The sequence below is a fragment of the Bacillus sp. SIMBA_005 genome, from assembly GCF_046535585.1.
Taxonomy (GTDB): Bacteria; Bacillota; Bacilli; order Bacillales; family Bacillaceae; genus Bacillus; species Bacillus pumilus.
This window is the reverse complement of the sequence record NZ_JAWRWI010000002.1, coordinates 410,520-425,620: the sequence shown is the minus strand read 5'-3', so window position 1 is coordinate 425,620 and position 15,101 is coordinate 410,520. Positions and strand designations below refer to the sequence as shown.

General features: G+C 35.2%; 17 protein-coding genes. 13 read left to right on the top strand and 4 right to left on the bottom strand.

The genetic code is table 11. The features are described 5' to 3' along the window. Nucleotides 1–79 precede the first annotated feature (79 nt). The 4 genes from SB660_RS04795 (at nucleotide 80) to SB660_RS04780 (ending at nucleotide 3,765) form a co-directional block, all read left to right on the top strand. On the top strand, nucleotides 80–250 hold the full coding sequence (locus SB660_RS04795; RefSeq protein WP_008360116.1) for a CxxH/CxxC protein: 171 nt from the start codon (nucleotides 80–82) through the stop codon (nucleotides 248–250). Between the two features lie 80 nt (nucleotides 251–330). Continuing rightward, a complete protein-coding gene (gene rlmH / locus SB660_RS04790) occupies nucleotides 331–810 on the top strand; it encodes a 23S rRNA (pseudouridine(1915)-N(3))-methyltransferase RlmH (protein ID WP_410581580.1) in 480 nt (159 codons plus the stop codon). A gap of 156 nt (nucleotides 811–966) precedes the next feature. After that, nucleotides 967–2,142, top strand: coding sequence for an HNH endonuclease signature motif containing protein (locus SB660_RS04785; protein WP_410581578.1), 1,176 nt, complete (start codon nucleotides 967–969; stop codon nucleotides 2,140–2,142). 753 nt (nucleotides 2,143–2,895) lie between these two features. Beyond that, entirely contained in the window at nucleotides 2,896–3,765 is an 870-nt protein-coding gene (locus SB660_RS04780) for a hypothetical protein (protein WP_410581576.1), read from the top strand. A gap of 587 nt (nucleotides 3,766–4,352) precedes the next feature. On the opposite strand, the gene SB660_RS04775 is transcribed toward SB660_RS04780, so the two are convergent. Both SB660_RS04775 and SB660_RS04770 read right to left on the bottom strand, forming a co-directional pair. Continuing rightward, on the bottom strand, nucleotides 4,353–4,928 hold the full coding sequence (locus SB660_RS04775; RefSeq protein WP_151040688.1) for a PDDEXK family nuclease: 576 nt from the start codon (nucleotides 4,926–4,928) through the stop codon (nucleotides 4,353–4,355). Then, nucleotides 4,897–5,163, bottom strand: coding sequence for a helix-turn-helix domain-containing protein (locus SB660_RS04770; protein ID WP_410581574.1), 267 nt, complete (start codon nucleotides 5,161–5,163; stop codon nucleotides 4,897–4,899). Before SB660_RS04770 ends, SB660_RS04775 begins: the two co-directional genes overlap by 32 nt. 130 nt (nucleotides 5,164–5,293) lie before the next feature. Here SB660_RS04770 and SB660_RS04765 point away from each other — a divergent pair, with 130 nt between their 5' ends. The 8 genes from SB660_RS04765 to SB660_RS04730 all read left to right on the top strand — a co-directional run bounded on the left by SB660_RS04765 (nucleotide 5,294) and on the right by SB660_RS04730 (nucleotide 13,813). Further along, nucleotides 5,294–6,247: a DNA-methyltransferase gene (locus tag SB660_RS04765; protein WP_151040692.1), complete on the top strand. Its 954-nt coding sequence runs from the start codon at nucleotides 5,294–5,296 to the stop codon at nucleotides 6,245–6,247. A gap of 35 nt (nucleotides 6,248–6,282) precedes the next feature. Further along, entirely contained in the window at nucleotides 6,283–6,609 is a 327-nt protein-coding gene (locus tag SB660_RS04760; RefSeq protein ID WP_410581572.1) for an MBL fold metallo-hydrolase, read from the top strand. 398 nt (nucleotides 6,610–7,007) lie between these two features. After that, nucleotides 7,008–7,310 (top strand): ArsR/SmtB family transcription factor, encoded by a 303-nt coding sequence (locus SB660_RS04755; RefSeq protein ID WP_410581570.1) that lies wholly within the window; start codon nucleotides 7,008–7,010, stop codon nucleotides 7,308–7,310. Nucleotides 7,311–7,447: 137 nt separating this feature from the next. Continuing rightward, nucleotides 7,448–8,614 carry an MFS transporter gene (locus SB660_RS04750; protein ID WP_058013234.1) on the top strand — a complete coding sequence of 389 codons (1,167 nt, stop codon included), beginning with the start codon at nucleotides 7,448–7,450 and terminating at the stop codon, nucleotides 8,612–8,614. 72 nt (nucleotides 8,615–8,686) lie between these two features. Further along, nucleotides 8,687–9,553 (top strand): MBL fold metallo-hydrolase, encoded by an 867-nt coding sequence (locus SB660_RS04745; protein ID WP_410581568.1) that lies wholly within the window; start codon nucleotides 8,687–8,689, stop codon nucleotides 9,551–9,553. Between the two features lie 103 nt (nucleotides 9,554–9,656). Then, complete coding sequence (locus SB660_RS04740) at nucleotides 9,657–11,774, top strand: MMPL family transporter (protein WP_410581566.1); 2,118 nt, start codon at nucleotides 9,657–9,659, stop codon at nucleotides 11,772–11,774. Further along, a complete protein-coding gene (locus tag SB660_RS04735) occupies nucleotides 11,775–12,446 on the top strand; it encodes a response regulator transcription factor (protein ID WP_410581564.1) in 672 nt (223 codons plus the stop codon). Further along, nucleotides 12,443–13,813, top strand: a complete 1,371-nt coding sequence (locus SB660_RS04730; RefSeq protein ID WP_339164588.1) for a sensor histidine kinase — start codon at nucleotides 12,443–12,445, stop codon at nucleotides 13,811–13,813. Before SB660_RS04735 ends, SB660_RS04730 begins: the two co-directional genes overlap by 4 nt. A gap of 51 nt (nucleotides 13,814–13,864) precedes the next feature. On the opposite strand, the gene SB660_RS04725 is transcribed toward SB660_RS04730, so the two are convergent. Both SB660_RS04725 and SB660_RS04720 read right to left on the bottom strand, forming a co-directional pair. Beyond that, complete coding sequence (locus tag SB660_RS04725; protein WP_061410283.1) at nucleotides 13,865–14,107, bottom strand: hypothetical protein; 243 nt, start codon at nucleotides 14,105–14,107, stop codon at nucleotides 13,865–13,867. A gap of 17 nt (nucleotides 14,108–14,124) precedes the next feature. After that, complete coding sequence (locus SB660_RS04720) at nucleotides 14,125–14,292, bottom strand: hypothetical protein (RefSeq protein WP_268497293.1); 168 nt, start codon at nucleotides 14,290–14,292, stop codon at nucleotides 14,125–14,127. Between the two features lie 229 nt (nucleotides 14,293–14,521). Here SB660_RS04720 and SB660_RS04715 point away from each other — a divergent pair, with 229 nt between their 5' ends. Next, nucleotides 14,522–15,028: an LURP-one-related/scramblase family protein gene (locus SB660_RS04715; protein WP_339164584.1), complete on the top strand. Its 507-nt coding sequence runs from the start codon at nucleotides 14,522–14,524 to the stop codon at nucleotides 15,026–15,028. Nucleotides 15,029–15,101 lie beyond the last annotated feature (73 nt).

Here is a 15,101-nt window from a genome sequence, read left to right as displayed (position 1 = left end):
GTGAATAAATCGGTTATATTGAACAATGAGCGAAACACTTGTGAATAACCAGACAATATATTGGAGGAATTAGAAACTTATGAACAAATCACTTTATGCTTGTGCAGAACATATAGAAACCGTACTAGACATGTACATAGATGATCACGAAACACCGCCAGAATTCAGAAAAATCGAACATACACACAGCTTATCCACAACCTGTGAATTGTGCGATGAACCTGCAATATATATAGTGGGGAACGAATGATCGGACACAAAATACACAAATTTTATCCACAATTGTTGATAACTTATATGAATAACTTGTTCTTAAGGTGGGGATGACCTGTGAATATATCAATTATCACAGTAGGAAAATTAAAAGAGAAATATTTAAAGCAAGGCATAGCCGAATACACAAAACGATTACAGGCATACGCAAAAATCGAGATCATTGAGCTCGCAGACGAAAAAGCACCCGAGAATCTCAGCGAGCAAGACATGAAAATCATCAAAGACAAAGAAGGCGAACGCATCCTAAGCAAAATCAACCCAGACGCCCACGTCATCGCCCTCGCCATCGAAGGAAAAATGAAAAGTTCCGAAGAATTAGCCGATACAATAGATAAGCTGGCAACATACGGAAAAAGTAAAGTGTGTTTTGTCATAGGCGGATCCCTTGGGTTAAGCGAAGCTGTGATGCAGCGGGCGAATGAGAAACTGTCGTTTTCGAGGATGACGTTCCCGCATCAGTTGATGAGGCTGGTGTTGGTGGAGCAGATTTATCGGGCGTTTCGGATTGTGCGGGGGGAGCCTTATCATAAGTAAATGAGGTTTTATTACATGTGTTTATAATAGTAAATATGCAAATCCTAAATTATATATTAGTCAATATTTTAAAGCTTACAGAAATTATTAAGTATAGAACGCTTAGTTAGAGTAACGTGACTCTTTAATATAGTCATAGTAAGAGGGACTAAAGTAATGATTTTAAAGGAGATGAATGAGGTGAGCAGAAATATAAGTACTAAGGTTGAAAGAAGAATATGTGCTGAATCTATGGGGAGATGTATGAATCCAGAATGTAAAGTAGAATTATTTAAAGATAGTGGCGACATCATGGAAAAGGCTCATATAATTCCGTATTGTGATACTAAGGACAACTCATATGAAAATTTAATTATTCTATGTCCAAATTGTCATACAAATTTTGATAAAAACAGTGCATTTAGTGCAGGTGAAGTTGAAAAATGGAAACAAATACGTAAGGCTGAGTTTGAGCGTTTTTTTAGTAAAGAGTATGATACATTTGAGGATTTAAAAAATGAAGTTGCTCCATTGTTATCACATAATCAAGAAATTTTTGAAAACTATTATTCAGAGAACCAAAGGGATTTATGGAGTATTTTTGAAGGTGTAATTTTATCAAATAATAAAATGATAAGAAGTATTTTAAAACATAATACTAAATTGATTCAAAATCATTCTCAGGAAAGCTACTCCAATTTAGCAATAGTACAAAAATTTATGCTTCATATTGATGAGTTCGAAGCTACTCGATTAAGTAAAGAAAAAATAAGACATGTATTATTTCCATCTGAGATTAACTCCTTGTTTGGAATAGAACCTTTAGTGAAAGACTTTATGCCATCTGTAGAGTCTATTGAGAGTTTAATAGCAGTATTGCAAAATAAGGGGGAATTTGAACTTATTGTTTTAGGTGTCGATAATCCATATATACAGGTTATAAAAGACAGTACTTCTGAAAAAATATATCTTAACGATACCCCAAGGTTAAGACAAATGTATTATGATTATAATTGTTTTAGGAAAGTGAATGTTCGATTTGAAAGCCTAAATTATGCTCTAAAATATATAAAGTCGAGGGGATTAAATTTTAATTTCTTAAATATAAACAACTTAAAAGAGGTTAAAGTAAATGGGATAAAAATAGTTTTTGTTTATGAATATTGCTTAAGTAAGATTAAATTATTACAACTATCTCCAGAGGAAAAATGTGCAGTTTTAAACTTACATAATTGGAATGGTGAGAGTTGTATTTCTTCAGATGCATACGAAATAGCAAAAGAAATGAAAGTAACGTTACTAACAATGGATAAATTTTATGGATATATTAATAGCATTAATCAAAAAAGATAGTGTCATTCAGAAAATCATATATCATATAAAATTGTTTGAGTCATTTGAAAATGTGTATTTGTTTGGATCAATAATCAATGAGGAAAGAAGTCCAAATGATATAGATTTATTGCTAATATACAAAGATTTTTCTAGTAGACTTTTAATTGATTTGGATAAGATAAGCACTATTTTTGATCAATTATATGGATTCTCTTTTGATTTAACTGTACTAAGTGAATATGAGGAAGATGAGTCAAGTTTTTTAATTAGATTAAACTCAAATTACTTAAGACTAAAATGACAAATCTTTATATAAATAAAATAAATGATTATTTTGCTTATGTTTAGTGGAAGACATAAGACTCTTATTTGTATAGATGGTTGAAATTTATCGCCTTGAGAAAACCTCAGATTAGTAGTTACGGAGAGCCTTATCATAAGTGATTGGGGTTTTACAAAATCCATACAAATTTAACTTAAAAAAATAAAAATTTATAGTGAAGCTGTGGAGATTTTTATATCTTTAAGTGCCAACACATTTTATAAGATTTATGTAAAACAAGAAATAATGAAAATGGTTATGAGGGATAAGCAAATTATAGAAAAAATTAACAAGGTAGTTTTTATAGAACAATATATCCCCGCGGGTTAGTGGTTTTACTGGTAATGCTGAAAGAGAGTAGGTAGATCTACTCTCTCTAATTTTATATATAGTTTCTTAAAAGAATAATATATTCTGTAAACAATATTGTGAAAAAATGGAGGTGGTTTATGCAGTTTATTGCAAGAAATTTGATTGGTGATGATTTCAACTACAAGATTATATATGATTTCTTTTCAAAAAAACAATTAGGGAATTTTGAAAATTGGATCTGCAGAAGACACCATAAAAATATAAATAAGATAATGAATATAAAGCTTAATTCAGAATGGATTACTCGAAATTATTTAAGTTCCAAAATGATTTTATCAGCAACAGTCATGTTGACATCTTTAGAGTATGCAATTGAAAAAAACCTTAAAATGACAGTACCATACCTGTATTATTATTCAGTAATTACATGTTGCCGCGCTTTTTTGTATGCGAATCCATATAATGAATGGAAAAACAATGGTGATTTTTTGAATATGAGCCACTCTAAAATAATAAATCTTACAAAAGATTATTTATATCACTTGGATAAAGATTATGCATTAAGAATAGAAAATATTTTAAATGAATTAAAGAAGACGAGAGAATTATTTTCTTATAAGTTCCCTTCAACTGGATTAGATATTGTATATGAATACGACCTAGATGATATTATTGAAATATGTACTACAGTCTGTGAATTAGCTCAGTTAACCAGCGAGCAAATACAAAATTATACTATTAATAAGTGTATGGATAATTATGATGATTGGAGCAGAGTAGATTTAAATTATTTAAAATACACTTATAGCTATGACGGTATAATAGATTCAGAAGATTGGCGTAGAATTGATTATATTAAAAGAAAACAACCATTTCCAGCGAGCATATATTACACAATGACCGAGGGAATGGTAGAGGACTATTTTGGAGCTTGGTGTCCTAATGATGGAAACGATGATCTATACAATCCGGATTTAAACTGGAGGATAATATTCCCGGTCCCATAATGATAAAAACCTTATTTAGATATAATCCTTGTAATTCTTATCGTAAGTGATAGTAAAAAATAGAATTTACTGTATAGATGAATAAATTTAAATAGTTAATGTTTAAAAAGGGAACTATATAAATAAATCTTTTTATCAGAATAACAATTTATTTCTAGCAAGGCAAGAACATATCTTATCAAAAAGGCATAGTTAATTTTAATTTATAAAAATATTATGAAGACTAATCCGTGTGGAGTAGGGGAATTTTGAAAAAATTAATGGTTTAAAAAATAACATATAATTAAAAAAGGAAAAATAATTTAAATAATAATCTGCTGAATTATTATCAATCATTTCAAGTAATTGAAATGATTCGATTTTAGAATGAATCCATCTAGAATAAGTATTGATGTAAGTTTAAATTAACTTATAAAAGAAATGTAGAGCTGTCTTCATAGAAAAGACGAAATATTTGCACTGTTAGTTAGAAAATAAATTTAAAAAAGTAAACCTATAAAGATTTTAATAATACATTATAAACTTCTATACATAACTTGAAAAATCAAAAAAAGTGTCCTTTCTTTATTGAATGGACACTCCTGACTTTAAAATAAACTGAACTGATTATTGATTATACCTTGTTTACAAGATGCAAAGTGGCTATCGAATTCTTGATCATGATAATGTAGAATACCTTTATCAATAATATCGCAGAAACTTATCTTTGGATTGTTTATGTGATTTAGGTTTGCTTCATTATTTAATCTATATTCCCATTTTGTAAAATAATCTTCTAGTTCTTCTGAAGGTACTTCATAAATACGTGCGGGTTTGTTTATATAGAATATTCCTACAAGGAAGCTTGTTACGGCACGATACCGACGTATTATTTCATGGTTTACATGATGACAAGTTGTTATACCAGGCTTTTTGCGAACTGCACCTTTGGTATCAATTAAATTAACAGTTTTAAGTTCGTATTGGTTGCCTGTTAATGGATCAATACCATCGTCACCATGACGCCCTGGTATTCTTGTTAGACCAAACATTTTTACGAGAAGTAATTCTCTGTACCCACCGTCATCAAAAACATGGATGATATTATGTTTATTTGCTTCTAATTGAATTCCATCAGCTAATTCTATTAAGTTATTTATCTTTTCTTTTACTTCTAATGGCATAATTACTCTCCTTTGGTATTAAATCTGCGACATCAACGGAGAGGGCCTTTGCTAACTTTAATAGTGTGGTGTATGTTGGGTTCTTTTGGGCAAGTTCAAGACTACTTATATAGTTTCTATGAAGCTCAGCTTTAAACCCCAACGCCTCTTGAGAATAGCCTTTTTCTTCACGCAGGTTACGTATCCGTTGTCCTAATTCATATAACTCTTTTTTAAATTGATTTTCATTTTCCATTTTATGTCCCCATTCAACTAATTAAGGGTTTATCTTCATTGAAAATTATATTATAATTACAAGAGACATTCTTCACACTATAGTGTGAAATGGTATTATTTGATATATTAAATAGGAGTGTTAATGAAAAATGAGACTGGCATATACAACTAATCGTGGATCTGCATATATTGGAGATTCATTGGAATTACTAGATAGTTTAGAAGATAATTCAATTAATCTTGTAATGACCTCACCGCCATTCGCTTTATTAAGACAAAAAGCATATGGCAATAAAAATGGAGAGGAATATATTCAGTGGCTATCAGAATTCGCGTTAAAAGTTAAAGAAAAGTTAACTGAAGATGGGAGCTTTGTTTTAGACCTCGGTGGTGCTTATCAAAAGGGGGTTCCTACACGTTCACTTTATAATTATAAGGTGCTTATTAAATTTGTTGAAGAATTAGGATTTCATCTAGCAGAAGAGTTCTTTTGGTTTAATCCGTCTAAATTACCTTCACCAATTGAATGGGTTAACAAACGAAAAATAAGAGCAAAAGATGCGGTAAATACTGTATGGTGGTTTTCAAAGTCAGAATTTCCGAAAGCTGATGTAAGGAAGGTTTTAACACCTTATTCAGAACGAATGCAGAAGTTGTTAAAGGATGGTAAAAAGTATTATGATCCTAAAGAGAGGCCATCTGGGCACAATATTTCAGAAGGTTTTAATAAAGATAATGGGGGAGCGATTCCACCCAACTTGTTACAGTTTCCTAACTCTGAAAGTAATTCTAAGTATTTAGCTTTATGTAAGTCCGTAAAAGTCAAAGGACACCCTGCAAGGTTTCCAGGCAAGCTGCCTGAGTTCTTTATTAAGTTTTTAACAGATGAAAATGACATTGTATTAGATATATTTGGTGGTTCGAATACGACAGGGGAAATGGCTCAACTACTCAACAGGAGATGGCTTAGTTGTGATATTGAAAAAGAGTATGTAGCAGCATCTTCACTTAGGTTTATTAATGACAAAGAAACTGCTAAACAAGTTTTTGATAGAATTATGAATGATGAAATGGTTGATATTGGTCAATTAACGTTGATTTAATTTCTAAGAGGCTGTCTTAATAGAGTAGAACCATTATGATAAAAGTAAAGGCCGATCATGCGGCTGATTCAGTAATCGTGTATGTGAAAGAAGAGAAAATCCTGTTTCTTGGTGATTGTATTTATCCGAAAATCTATGCTGAAAAAGTACATTATACGGTGAAAGAAATCTTGCGTCTTTTAGATGAGTTAGAAGCTTTTGATGCCGATACGTATATTCCCACACACCAAAGACCGTGGACAAAAGAGGAGTTTTGTCAGGAAAGAGATAAGCTTCGAATGATTGCGAAATTCACTGGTCTATGTGGTGGAGATCACCAGAGAATCGTGAGTGAATATCAAGCACATGTGAACAGAGAATAAGATGAATTAGAAACCATTGATAATAAAAACAATCCCAAGTAGGCTTAGTTTTCAGGTCGTTGTTTTCGTCCAAAAAAATCAAATCGCTTCATGCAATTGATGGTTCTAAAATGACAATTTTTCATTGTCTCTCCTTTCATTATCACTTGGGTGTTTGATGAGCTAATTTAAATGTAGTTCTAGAGATCTTCCAACATAAAATAATATCTTAAGAACCTTGGTAGATAATAACCTCATTTAAGGGCATCACGGTGAGCCTTATCATAAGTTAGTGAGGGATGAGAAGGCTAAATTTAGCTGTACAAGCAGCAAGAATGATAGGAAGAAAGATAGAAATTTGTAAGTGATCTCAAACAACACATGTTGACATATCGTTATTTATCGATATAATGGTTTGTATGAAGCCAATAGAAGTTTTCAAAGCCTTATCCAATGAATCCAGATTGCAAATTTTACAATGGCTAAAGGAACCTGATCGTCATTTTACACCTCATGAAGGGATTGATATGAATACTACAGGGGTATGTGTTAGTCAAATAACAGATAAATTGAAAATGACGCAATCAACAGCATCTCAATACCTTTCAATTCTACTACGAGCTGGATTAATTACAACAGAGCGTATAGGTAAATACACGTATTATAAAAGAGATGAAAATGCCATAAAAAAAATTGCTAAGATTCTAGAAAAAAATATTTAATAAATGAACTGAATTCATACATCAGAATTCAGTTTCATTTATTAAATACAAATCGACTTATCGTAATATGTTTTTTTGTCCATACATATTAACAATTCTAGATATGTAAATGTATTATATATAAGGAGTGATCTACATTGTCAAACACTGTAAAGATTTACATTTTAGCTATTGTAAGTTTTTTAGTTGGTACATCAGAGTATATCATCTCTGGTATTTTGGATAATATTTCTGAATCATTAGGGATTACGATAGCTGCAGCTGGCCAGTTAATTACGATTTTTTCTCTTGTGTATGCCATCTTCACCCCAGTATTAATGGCTTTAACATCGGGAATGAATAAACGCAAGTTAATGTTATTTTCACTTAGCGTTTTTATTCTAGGTAATATTCTTGCATTCGTCCTCCCTGGGTATCAATTATTTATTGTGTCAAGAATTATTATGGCTCTTGGGGCGGGGATGGTCGTAGTTACTGCATTAACAATTGCTGAAAAAATTGCACCAAAAGGTAAGCAAGGTACCGCTATTGCTACAGTAGTAATGGGATTTACAGCATCATTGATCATTGGAGTCCCACTGGGCAGAATGACTAGTGATTTCTTTGGTTGGAAAGCTGTATTTGGAGGAATAGCCTTACTCGGATTATTAGCTATGGCTATAATTTCTCTTACGATTCCAAAAATCCAAGGGGATAAACCTGTACCTTTAATTCAACAACTCGCTCTTTTTAAAAAACCAAAAGTAGTGTTGGGATTAGCCATCACCTTTTTCTGGCTCGGTGGTTATTCAATTGCCTATACCTATCTATCCCCTTACCTTTTAAACATATCAGGTGTAAGCAGCAAATTGCTGAGTGGAGTTCTTCTCATATTCGGGATTGCTAGTCTAGTTGGGTCAAAGTTTGGTGGATTTAGTACCGATCGATGGGGTGTGAATTTTACTCTGATTAGTGGAATGACATTACATGTCATCATGCTCATATTGCTCTCACTAGTTACGCATTCTTATGTTGGAGTATTGCTCATTTTAATATTATGGTCATTTGCTGCATGGTCTTCTGGCCCGACTCAACAATATCACTTAGCTAAAATGGAGCCAGAGTCATCAGGTATACTATTAGGTCTCAATCAGTCAATGATGCAATTGGCGATGGCTGCAGGTGCAGCTATTGGAGGTATCTTTGTAGAGAAAGTTTCTCTATCTTCCGTTACTTGGGTAGGGGCTTTAGGCGTTGCAATCGCGATCATTGTCACAATATTGGCTTCACGTGCTACTTCGAGTAATGAAATTCGATATACTTAATCATAAACAGCAGAACGATGGGAAAAAACGTGATTCAATTTAAAATATAATGACAGAAAGTAGGAAGCACCTATGCACTCAATTAAAAAAACAGGTCAGAGTTTTTGGTACATCACACCAGTATCACTTACCGACCGCCCCATTCTAGGCATGGTCGTAGGCAATAACAAAACATTAATGATCGATGCCGGCAACTCGGAAGATCATGCGAACTATTTTATCCAAAAAACTTTAAAGCACGAGAACGCCAAGCCCGATATGGTTGTCCTCACGCATTGGCATTGGGATCATATTTTTGGTCTGCCAGCGCTGCCTGATACGGTTTCAATTGCTTCTGCAAAGACCAGAAAGGAAATGGAGAAGCTTCTTCCGTTTTCTTGGTCAGATGAGGCGATTGATGAGCGGGTGAGGGAAGGAACGGAGATTGAGTTCTGCGCGAAGGCGATAAAAGAAGAATATCAGGATCATCGAGATATTCAGGTGGTTTTACCGGATGTCACGTTTGACCGTCGGATGGAGATTGATCTTGGCGGGGTCACTTGTGTTGTGCAGCATGTTGGGGGCGATCATGCGGCAGATTCAGTGATCGTGTATGTGAAAGAAGAGAAAATCCTGTTTCTTGCTGATTGCATTTATCCGAAAATGTACGCCGAAAAAGTACATTATACGGTGAAAGAAATCTTGCGTCTTTTAGATGAGCTAGATGCTTTTGATGCAGATACGTATATTCCTTCACATCAAAGACCATGGTCAAAAGAGGAGTTTCGTCAGGAAACAGATAAGCTTCGGATGATGGCGAAATACACTGATCTTTATGGTGGAGATCGACAGAGAATCGTGAATGAATATCAAGCACATGTGAACAGAGAACTGAAAGAAGATGAGTTGGAGACGATCGTTTATTTTGTAAATGGTTATGAAGGATTAGCAGAGGGATAAACCTCTGCTTTTTTTATTTTCATAGCTCGTCCTTTTCCCTGAGTTTATATCAAGTTTATATACAGGCGATATACTCGAACCGGTAAGAAAAGGAGGAGAACCATTGATGAATGTATTTAGATCATTTATTGATAAAATATCTACAAAAAAGGGAGCTTGGCTGACTGTTATCATTTGGCTTGTTCTCATGATAGGGTTGAGTGCTGGTCCTACATTGGGCGATCATAAAGTGAGCAACTTTCAATCTTTACCTAGTGATGCTCAGTCTATCGTGACACAAAAGCAGTTAGATCAGTATTTCCCAAGTGACAAAGGGACTCCGGGATTATATGTGTTCCATAACCCTAATGGAAAGCTGGCTATTCAAGATGTAAAAACGATCATTCAAGGAATCAAAGAGGCAAAGATTGAGGGGATTGAAGAAATTGTCGATGTGTCCGCATTGCCTCCTCAAGTGATATCTTCATTTTTATCAGAAGATCAATCGACCATGATTGTGCCAATGAATTTGAAAGCAGGATTAGGCAATGCTGATTATGCAAAGATTAATGATGAGACAACAGAAGTCGGTACAAACATAGCGAAGGGGCTAGATGCTGATTTTTATATTACTGGCCCAGCTGGTATAGCAGGGGATACGGTGAAGCTGTTTGAATCTGCCGACTTGAAGCTGTTATTCGCCACTGTTGCGATCATATTGGTTTTATTAATCGCCATTTATCGTTCCCCGTTATTAGCGATCATCCCATTATTTGCAACGGTGATTGTCTATCAAGTGGTGAATCAAGTCGTGGCTTTACTTGGCGTCGGTGGACTTGAAATCAATAACTCGACCACTTCGATTATGAGCATTTTGTTATTTGCTGCTGTGATTGATTATTCATTGTTTGTTTTCTCACGTTATCGTGAGGAGTTACAACATCATGAAAATCAATTTGAAGCGATGAAAGTGGCGATGCGTTCAACAGCCAAACCCGTATTATTTGCAGGCGGTACAGTATTTGCGGCTATGATCATATTATTTGTGGCGGATTTTCGTGATTATCAAAACTTTGCGCCAATCTTTGGTGCTGCGATGGTGGTCATTATGATGGCTTCTGTCACACTGATTCCAGCCTTGTTTGCATTATTTGGCCGCAAAGCATTTTGGCCGAAAGTGCCCAAATATGGTGAAGCGAAAGAAGTGAAACATGGCATTTGGGGGCCTATTGCAAAGTTTGTTGTTCGAAAACCAGGATTGATTGGCGGTGCTGTCTTACTGTTTTTACTTGTGACAGGGGCGAATGTTTTCAATTTACATTATGAATTTAACTCAGTGAAAAATTTCCCGAAGGATTTACCTTCTCGTGTCGCATTTGAAATCGTCGAGGATCAATTTAATAAAGGTGATCTAGCCCAGACAACGGTGCTAGTGACCGGTCAAAACCTATCTCAGGAACATTTACAAGAAATCTCTTCTCATTTCTCAGAAAATGACCAAATAGGGTCGGCTCGTCCTTCGGGAGTTACCAAAGATGGAGAGCATGGCAAAATGACGATATCATTGAAGGTGAATCCATACAGTATAGAGGCCATTGAATTTTTAAAAGAATTCCGTACAGATCAATCCACGTATCGTTTATCAGATGGTCAAGAGGTTCAGCTATCTTTTGCGGGCACAACGGCTAAATTAGTGGATGAACAACAAGTGAATCAATCAGATATTCAAAAGATTGTTTTGCTGGAAACGTTACTCATTCTTCTCTTGTTACTCGTTCTGACACGCTCGATCAAAATGTCGATTTATATGATGGCGACGATTTTAATCTCCTTTGTATCTGCTTTAGGGTTAGGCATTTTCTTAGTTGATGTGTTATTTGGTTATGATGCCATTTCTACTCGTGCCCCTGTTTATGCCTTTATCTTTTTAGTGGCTTTAGGAATTGACTATAATATCATCCTTGTGAGCCGTTTCTTAGAAGAACGTAAAACGTTACACGTCAAAGCTGCATTAGAAGTGGCGATACGAAACACAGGAGGGGTCATTTCTTCAGCGGGAATCATTCTTGCCGCGACGTTTGCCGCATTAATGACCATGCCCATTACCGACTTATTTATCTTTGGATTTATTGTCGCTATTGGGATTATCATCGATACATTCTTAGTTCGAGGAATGTTGCTGCCGTCGCTCATATTATTCTTTGAAAAAGACAAAGCTAAGGCGATAAAGGAGGAAGGATAATTGCATGTATTGGTCGTGGATGATGATGAAGCCATTTTGCAATTAGTGTCCATCCATCTAGAGCAGGCAGGATATCACGTGACAAAAGCAAGCAATGCTGAGGCAGCGCTTGCTTTTTTGCAACATCAGTCATTTGATCTCATGATTATTGATGTGATGATGCCTGGAATGGATGGCTTTCAGCTGGCTAGTATTGTGATCAAACAATATGAACTGCCTGTCATTATGCTGACAGCGAAAGGGCAAATTGAAGATAAGCAGCAAGGGTTTGAACAAGGGATTGATGATTATATCGTCAAACCATTTGAAACGAAAGAACTGCTATTCCGTGTAAATGCCATTTTACGCCGATATCGTAAATCCATAGAAGCTTTAACAACTGCGGGGAATATTCAGATTGATACGAACCGTTGGGAATTAACGATTGAGAATCAGCAATATATTTGGCCCATGCGGGAATTAGAAATTCTCCATTATCTGCTGCAGCGGGCAAACCGCAATGTGAGCCGCTGGGATTTAATTGATGACATTTGGGGGGATACGTTAGAACAACCCGAATTCACATTAAACACCCATATTAACCGCATTCGTGAGAGATTAAAAAGAGCTAAAACGAATGTTGAAATTGTGACAATTCGTGGTTTTGGCTATCAACTAGAGGTAAAAGAATGAGACTACAACAACGGTTTATGTTATATACGTGTTTGATTGTTTGTATCAGCATCTTTGTTGGGTTTATTTGTTCGAATCTGATTTACAATGCCTTTGTAAAAGAGCAATTAAATGATCGTTATTTAGTGATTGCGGAGCAGTTATCGAAACAAATCAAAGAACACGAAATCACATTACAGGCCTCTTCCGATTTTCTGCAAACCATGAGCGATCTAGGGTATCAAATTGCATTGGTTAAAGAAGATGGAGAAATGCGGATGTTTGGGGAACCCTTTAAAACGACACAATGGAATGACCAAATGCACGCCTTATTTGAAGGCGGAAAAGCATATAATGGGATCAAATCCTTTAAAAATTCATATTTAATCATGAGTCATTTCGCAAATGATATAGAAAATACAGTGGGAACGAAAATAGAAATTGAAGGGGAAGAATGGGGATTATTTTTACGTCCGAATAATATTAGCCTTTTCACAGAATTTCATTTGATTATATTTGGGTTTATATTCGCCGTATTTATTAGCAGCATCATTGGCATTTTATTGATGTCTCGAAAGGTCACCCAATCCCTTTCAGAATTGACGAGCGCCACGCAAGAGATGGCCAACCATAACTTCCAGTACCCATTGATGATTAATCGAAAAGATGAAATTGGGCAGCTTGCCGATAGCTTTCGGATGATGCAGCAGAAGCTAGAGAATACAGATCAAGCGAGAAAGAAATTCGTGAATAACGTCTCGCACGATTTCCAATCGCCGCTGCTCAATATCCGGGGGTATTCTGAATTACTGGATGGGGAGCTTTCGTCAAGCGAAGGGAAAAAATACAATCACATTATTCAAACAGAAGCGAAGCGATTATCAAACTTAACGAAACAACTTCTCATTCTTACCTCAATTGATCAAGGGACATATCCAACGAATAAACAGCTAGTCAGGATCGATGATCAGCTTCATCAAGTGGTTCATTCAATGCTATGGCGGATAGAAGAGAAGGGCTTAGAAATTAAAATCGATTTACAGCCTGTCACTGTATATGCTGACCGTACATTGCTGATCAACGTATGGGAGAACTTAATTGGCAATGCGATTAAATACAACAAAGAGTACGGAGAGATCAGTATTCATTGTGAAGGAAATGAATCAGAAGCGGTCGTGAAGATCAGAGATACGGGGATTGGAATAGAAAAAGAGACATTGGAAAAAATATTTGAACGATTCTACAGGGTAGATCAAGCCCGAAATAAAGAAGGAATGGGTCTAGGATTATCGATTGTACAAGAAGTTCTCTCTTATCACGATGCTTCTATTGAGGTAGAAAGCAATGCGGAAGGAACGACTTTTACGACGTTTTTTCCAAAGGAGTAGTTAGTGAAGAATAGTCTCATTTGCGGTGTGTCAAATGAGACTTTTAAATGTCTATGGCAAGCCTACAACATCTTCTGAATCACGAACTGTAACAGACATGTTTTTAGCATTAATCATAATGACACAATCCCACGTTGGCTTCATTTGCAGTTCATCATTCTCATCAATACGGATAATCCCTTTAAATTCAACAGTCTGTTCTAGAAAGACCATTTTCTTTTCTGTATCATCTTTGACAGCTGTTAAATGTTCAGGATAGTGAACTGTCCAATCATAAAAAGTGATTTTCTTCATAGTTCCTCCTGCTTTTTTCATTCGTACACTTCTCCGAATACTTCTTCTGTTTGCCGGATTGTTAGAGTTTTGTTGGTTGGATCGATTGTAATGACACAATCCCAAGTAGGTTTGATTTGTAGCTCGTTGTTTTCATCTATCCAGATCACACCGTTTAATTCAATGGATGGTTCTAAAATGACCATCTTCTTTTCATGATGATCTGTTATTGCCGTTAAGTCTGCTTGTAATTGAATGGTCCAGTCAAAAAACGCTATTTTTTCATGAGGTCTCCTCTCAATTTTGTTTATATTTCCATTATAACTTGCATGAGTTTCGACATGTTATTTGATCATTCTATTTTTTGGTATAATTAGATGTAAATAAAGAATGGATAAATGACTGATAAAAGTTTGAATTTAATCGGAGGTACGTATGAAGCAACTATACATGAAGCAGAAAGTATTTAGTCTAAGCGGCAGGTTTACAGTAAAGGATCAGCAGGAGAACGATGTGTATGTGGTCGAAGGCAGTTTTATGAAGGTACCGAAGACGTTTACCATTCTGAATACAGAACGAGAAGAAATTGCTGTAATTACGAAGAAAATGTTTAGCTTTTTGCCGAAGTTTTTAGTAGAAGTTGGTGGTCAAGAGGTATTGACAATCAAAAAAGAGTTTACGTTCTTTAAAGCAAAATATTCAATTGATGCAGCGGGTATAGAAGTGCAAGGTAACTGGTGGGATATGAATTTCCAGGTGCTGCAGAATGGCGAAGTGATCGGCCAGGTGAAGAAGGAATGGTTTACTTGGGGTGACAGCTATAAGGTTGATATTTTGAAAGAAGAGATGGAGCCTGTGATGATTGCGCTCGTTGTTGCGATTGATTGTGTGAAGGCTGATGAAGCAGCGTCTAGGTCTTCGTCGTCGACAACGACGAATTAGACAAATATGTTCTTAAAGTATAATGAATTGAAGAAGAGTGATAGGACATTACTCTTCTTCATTAATCAGTAGA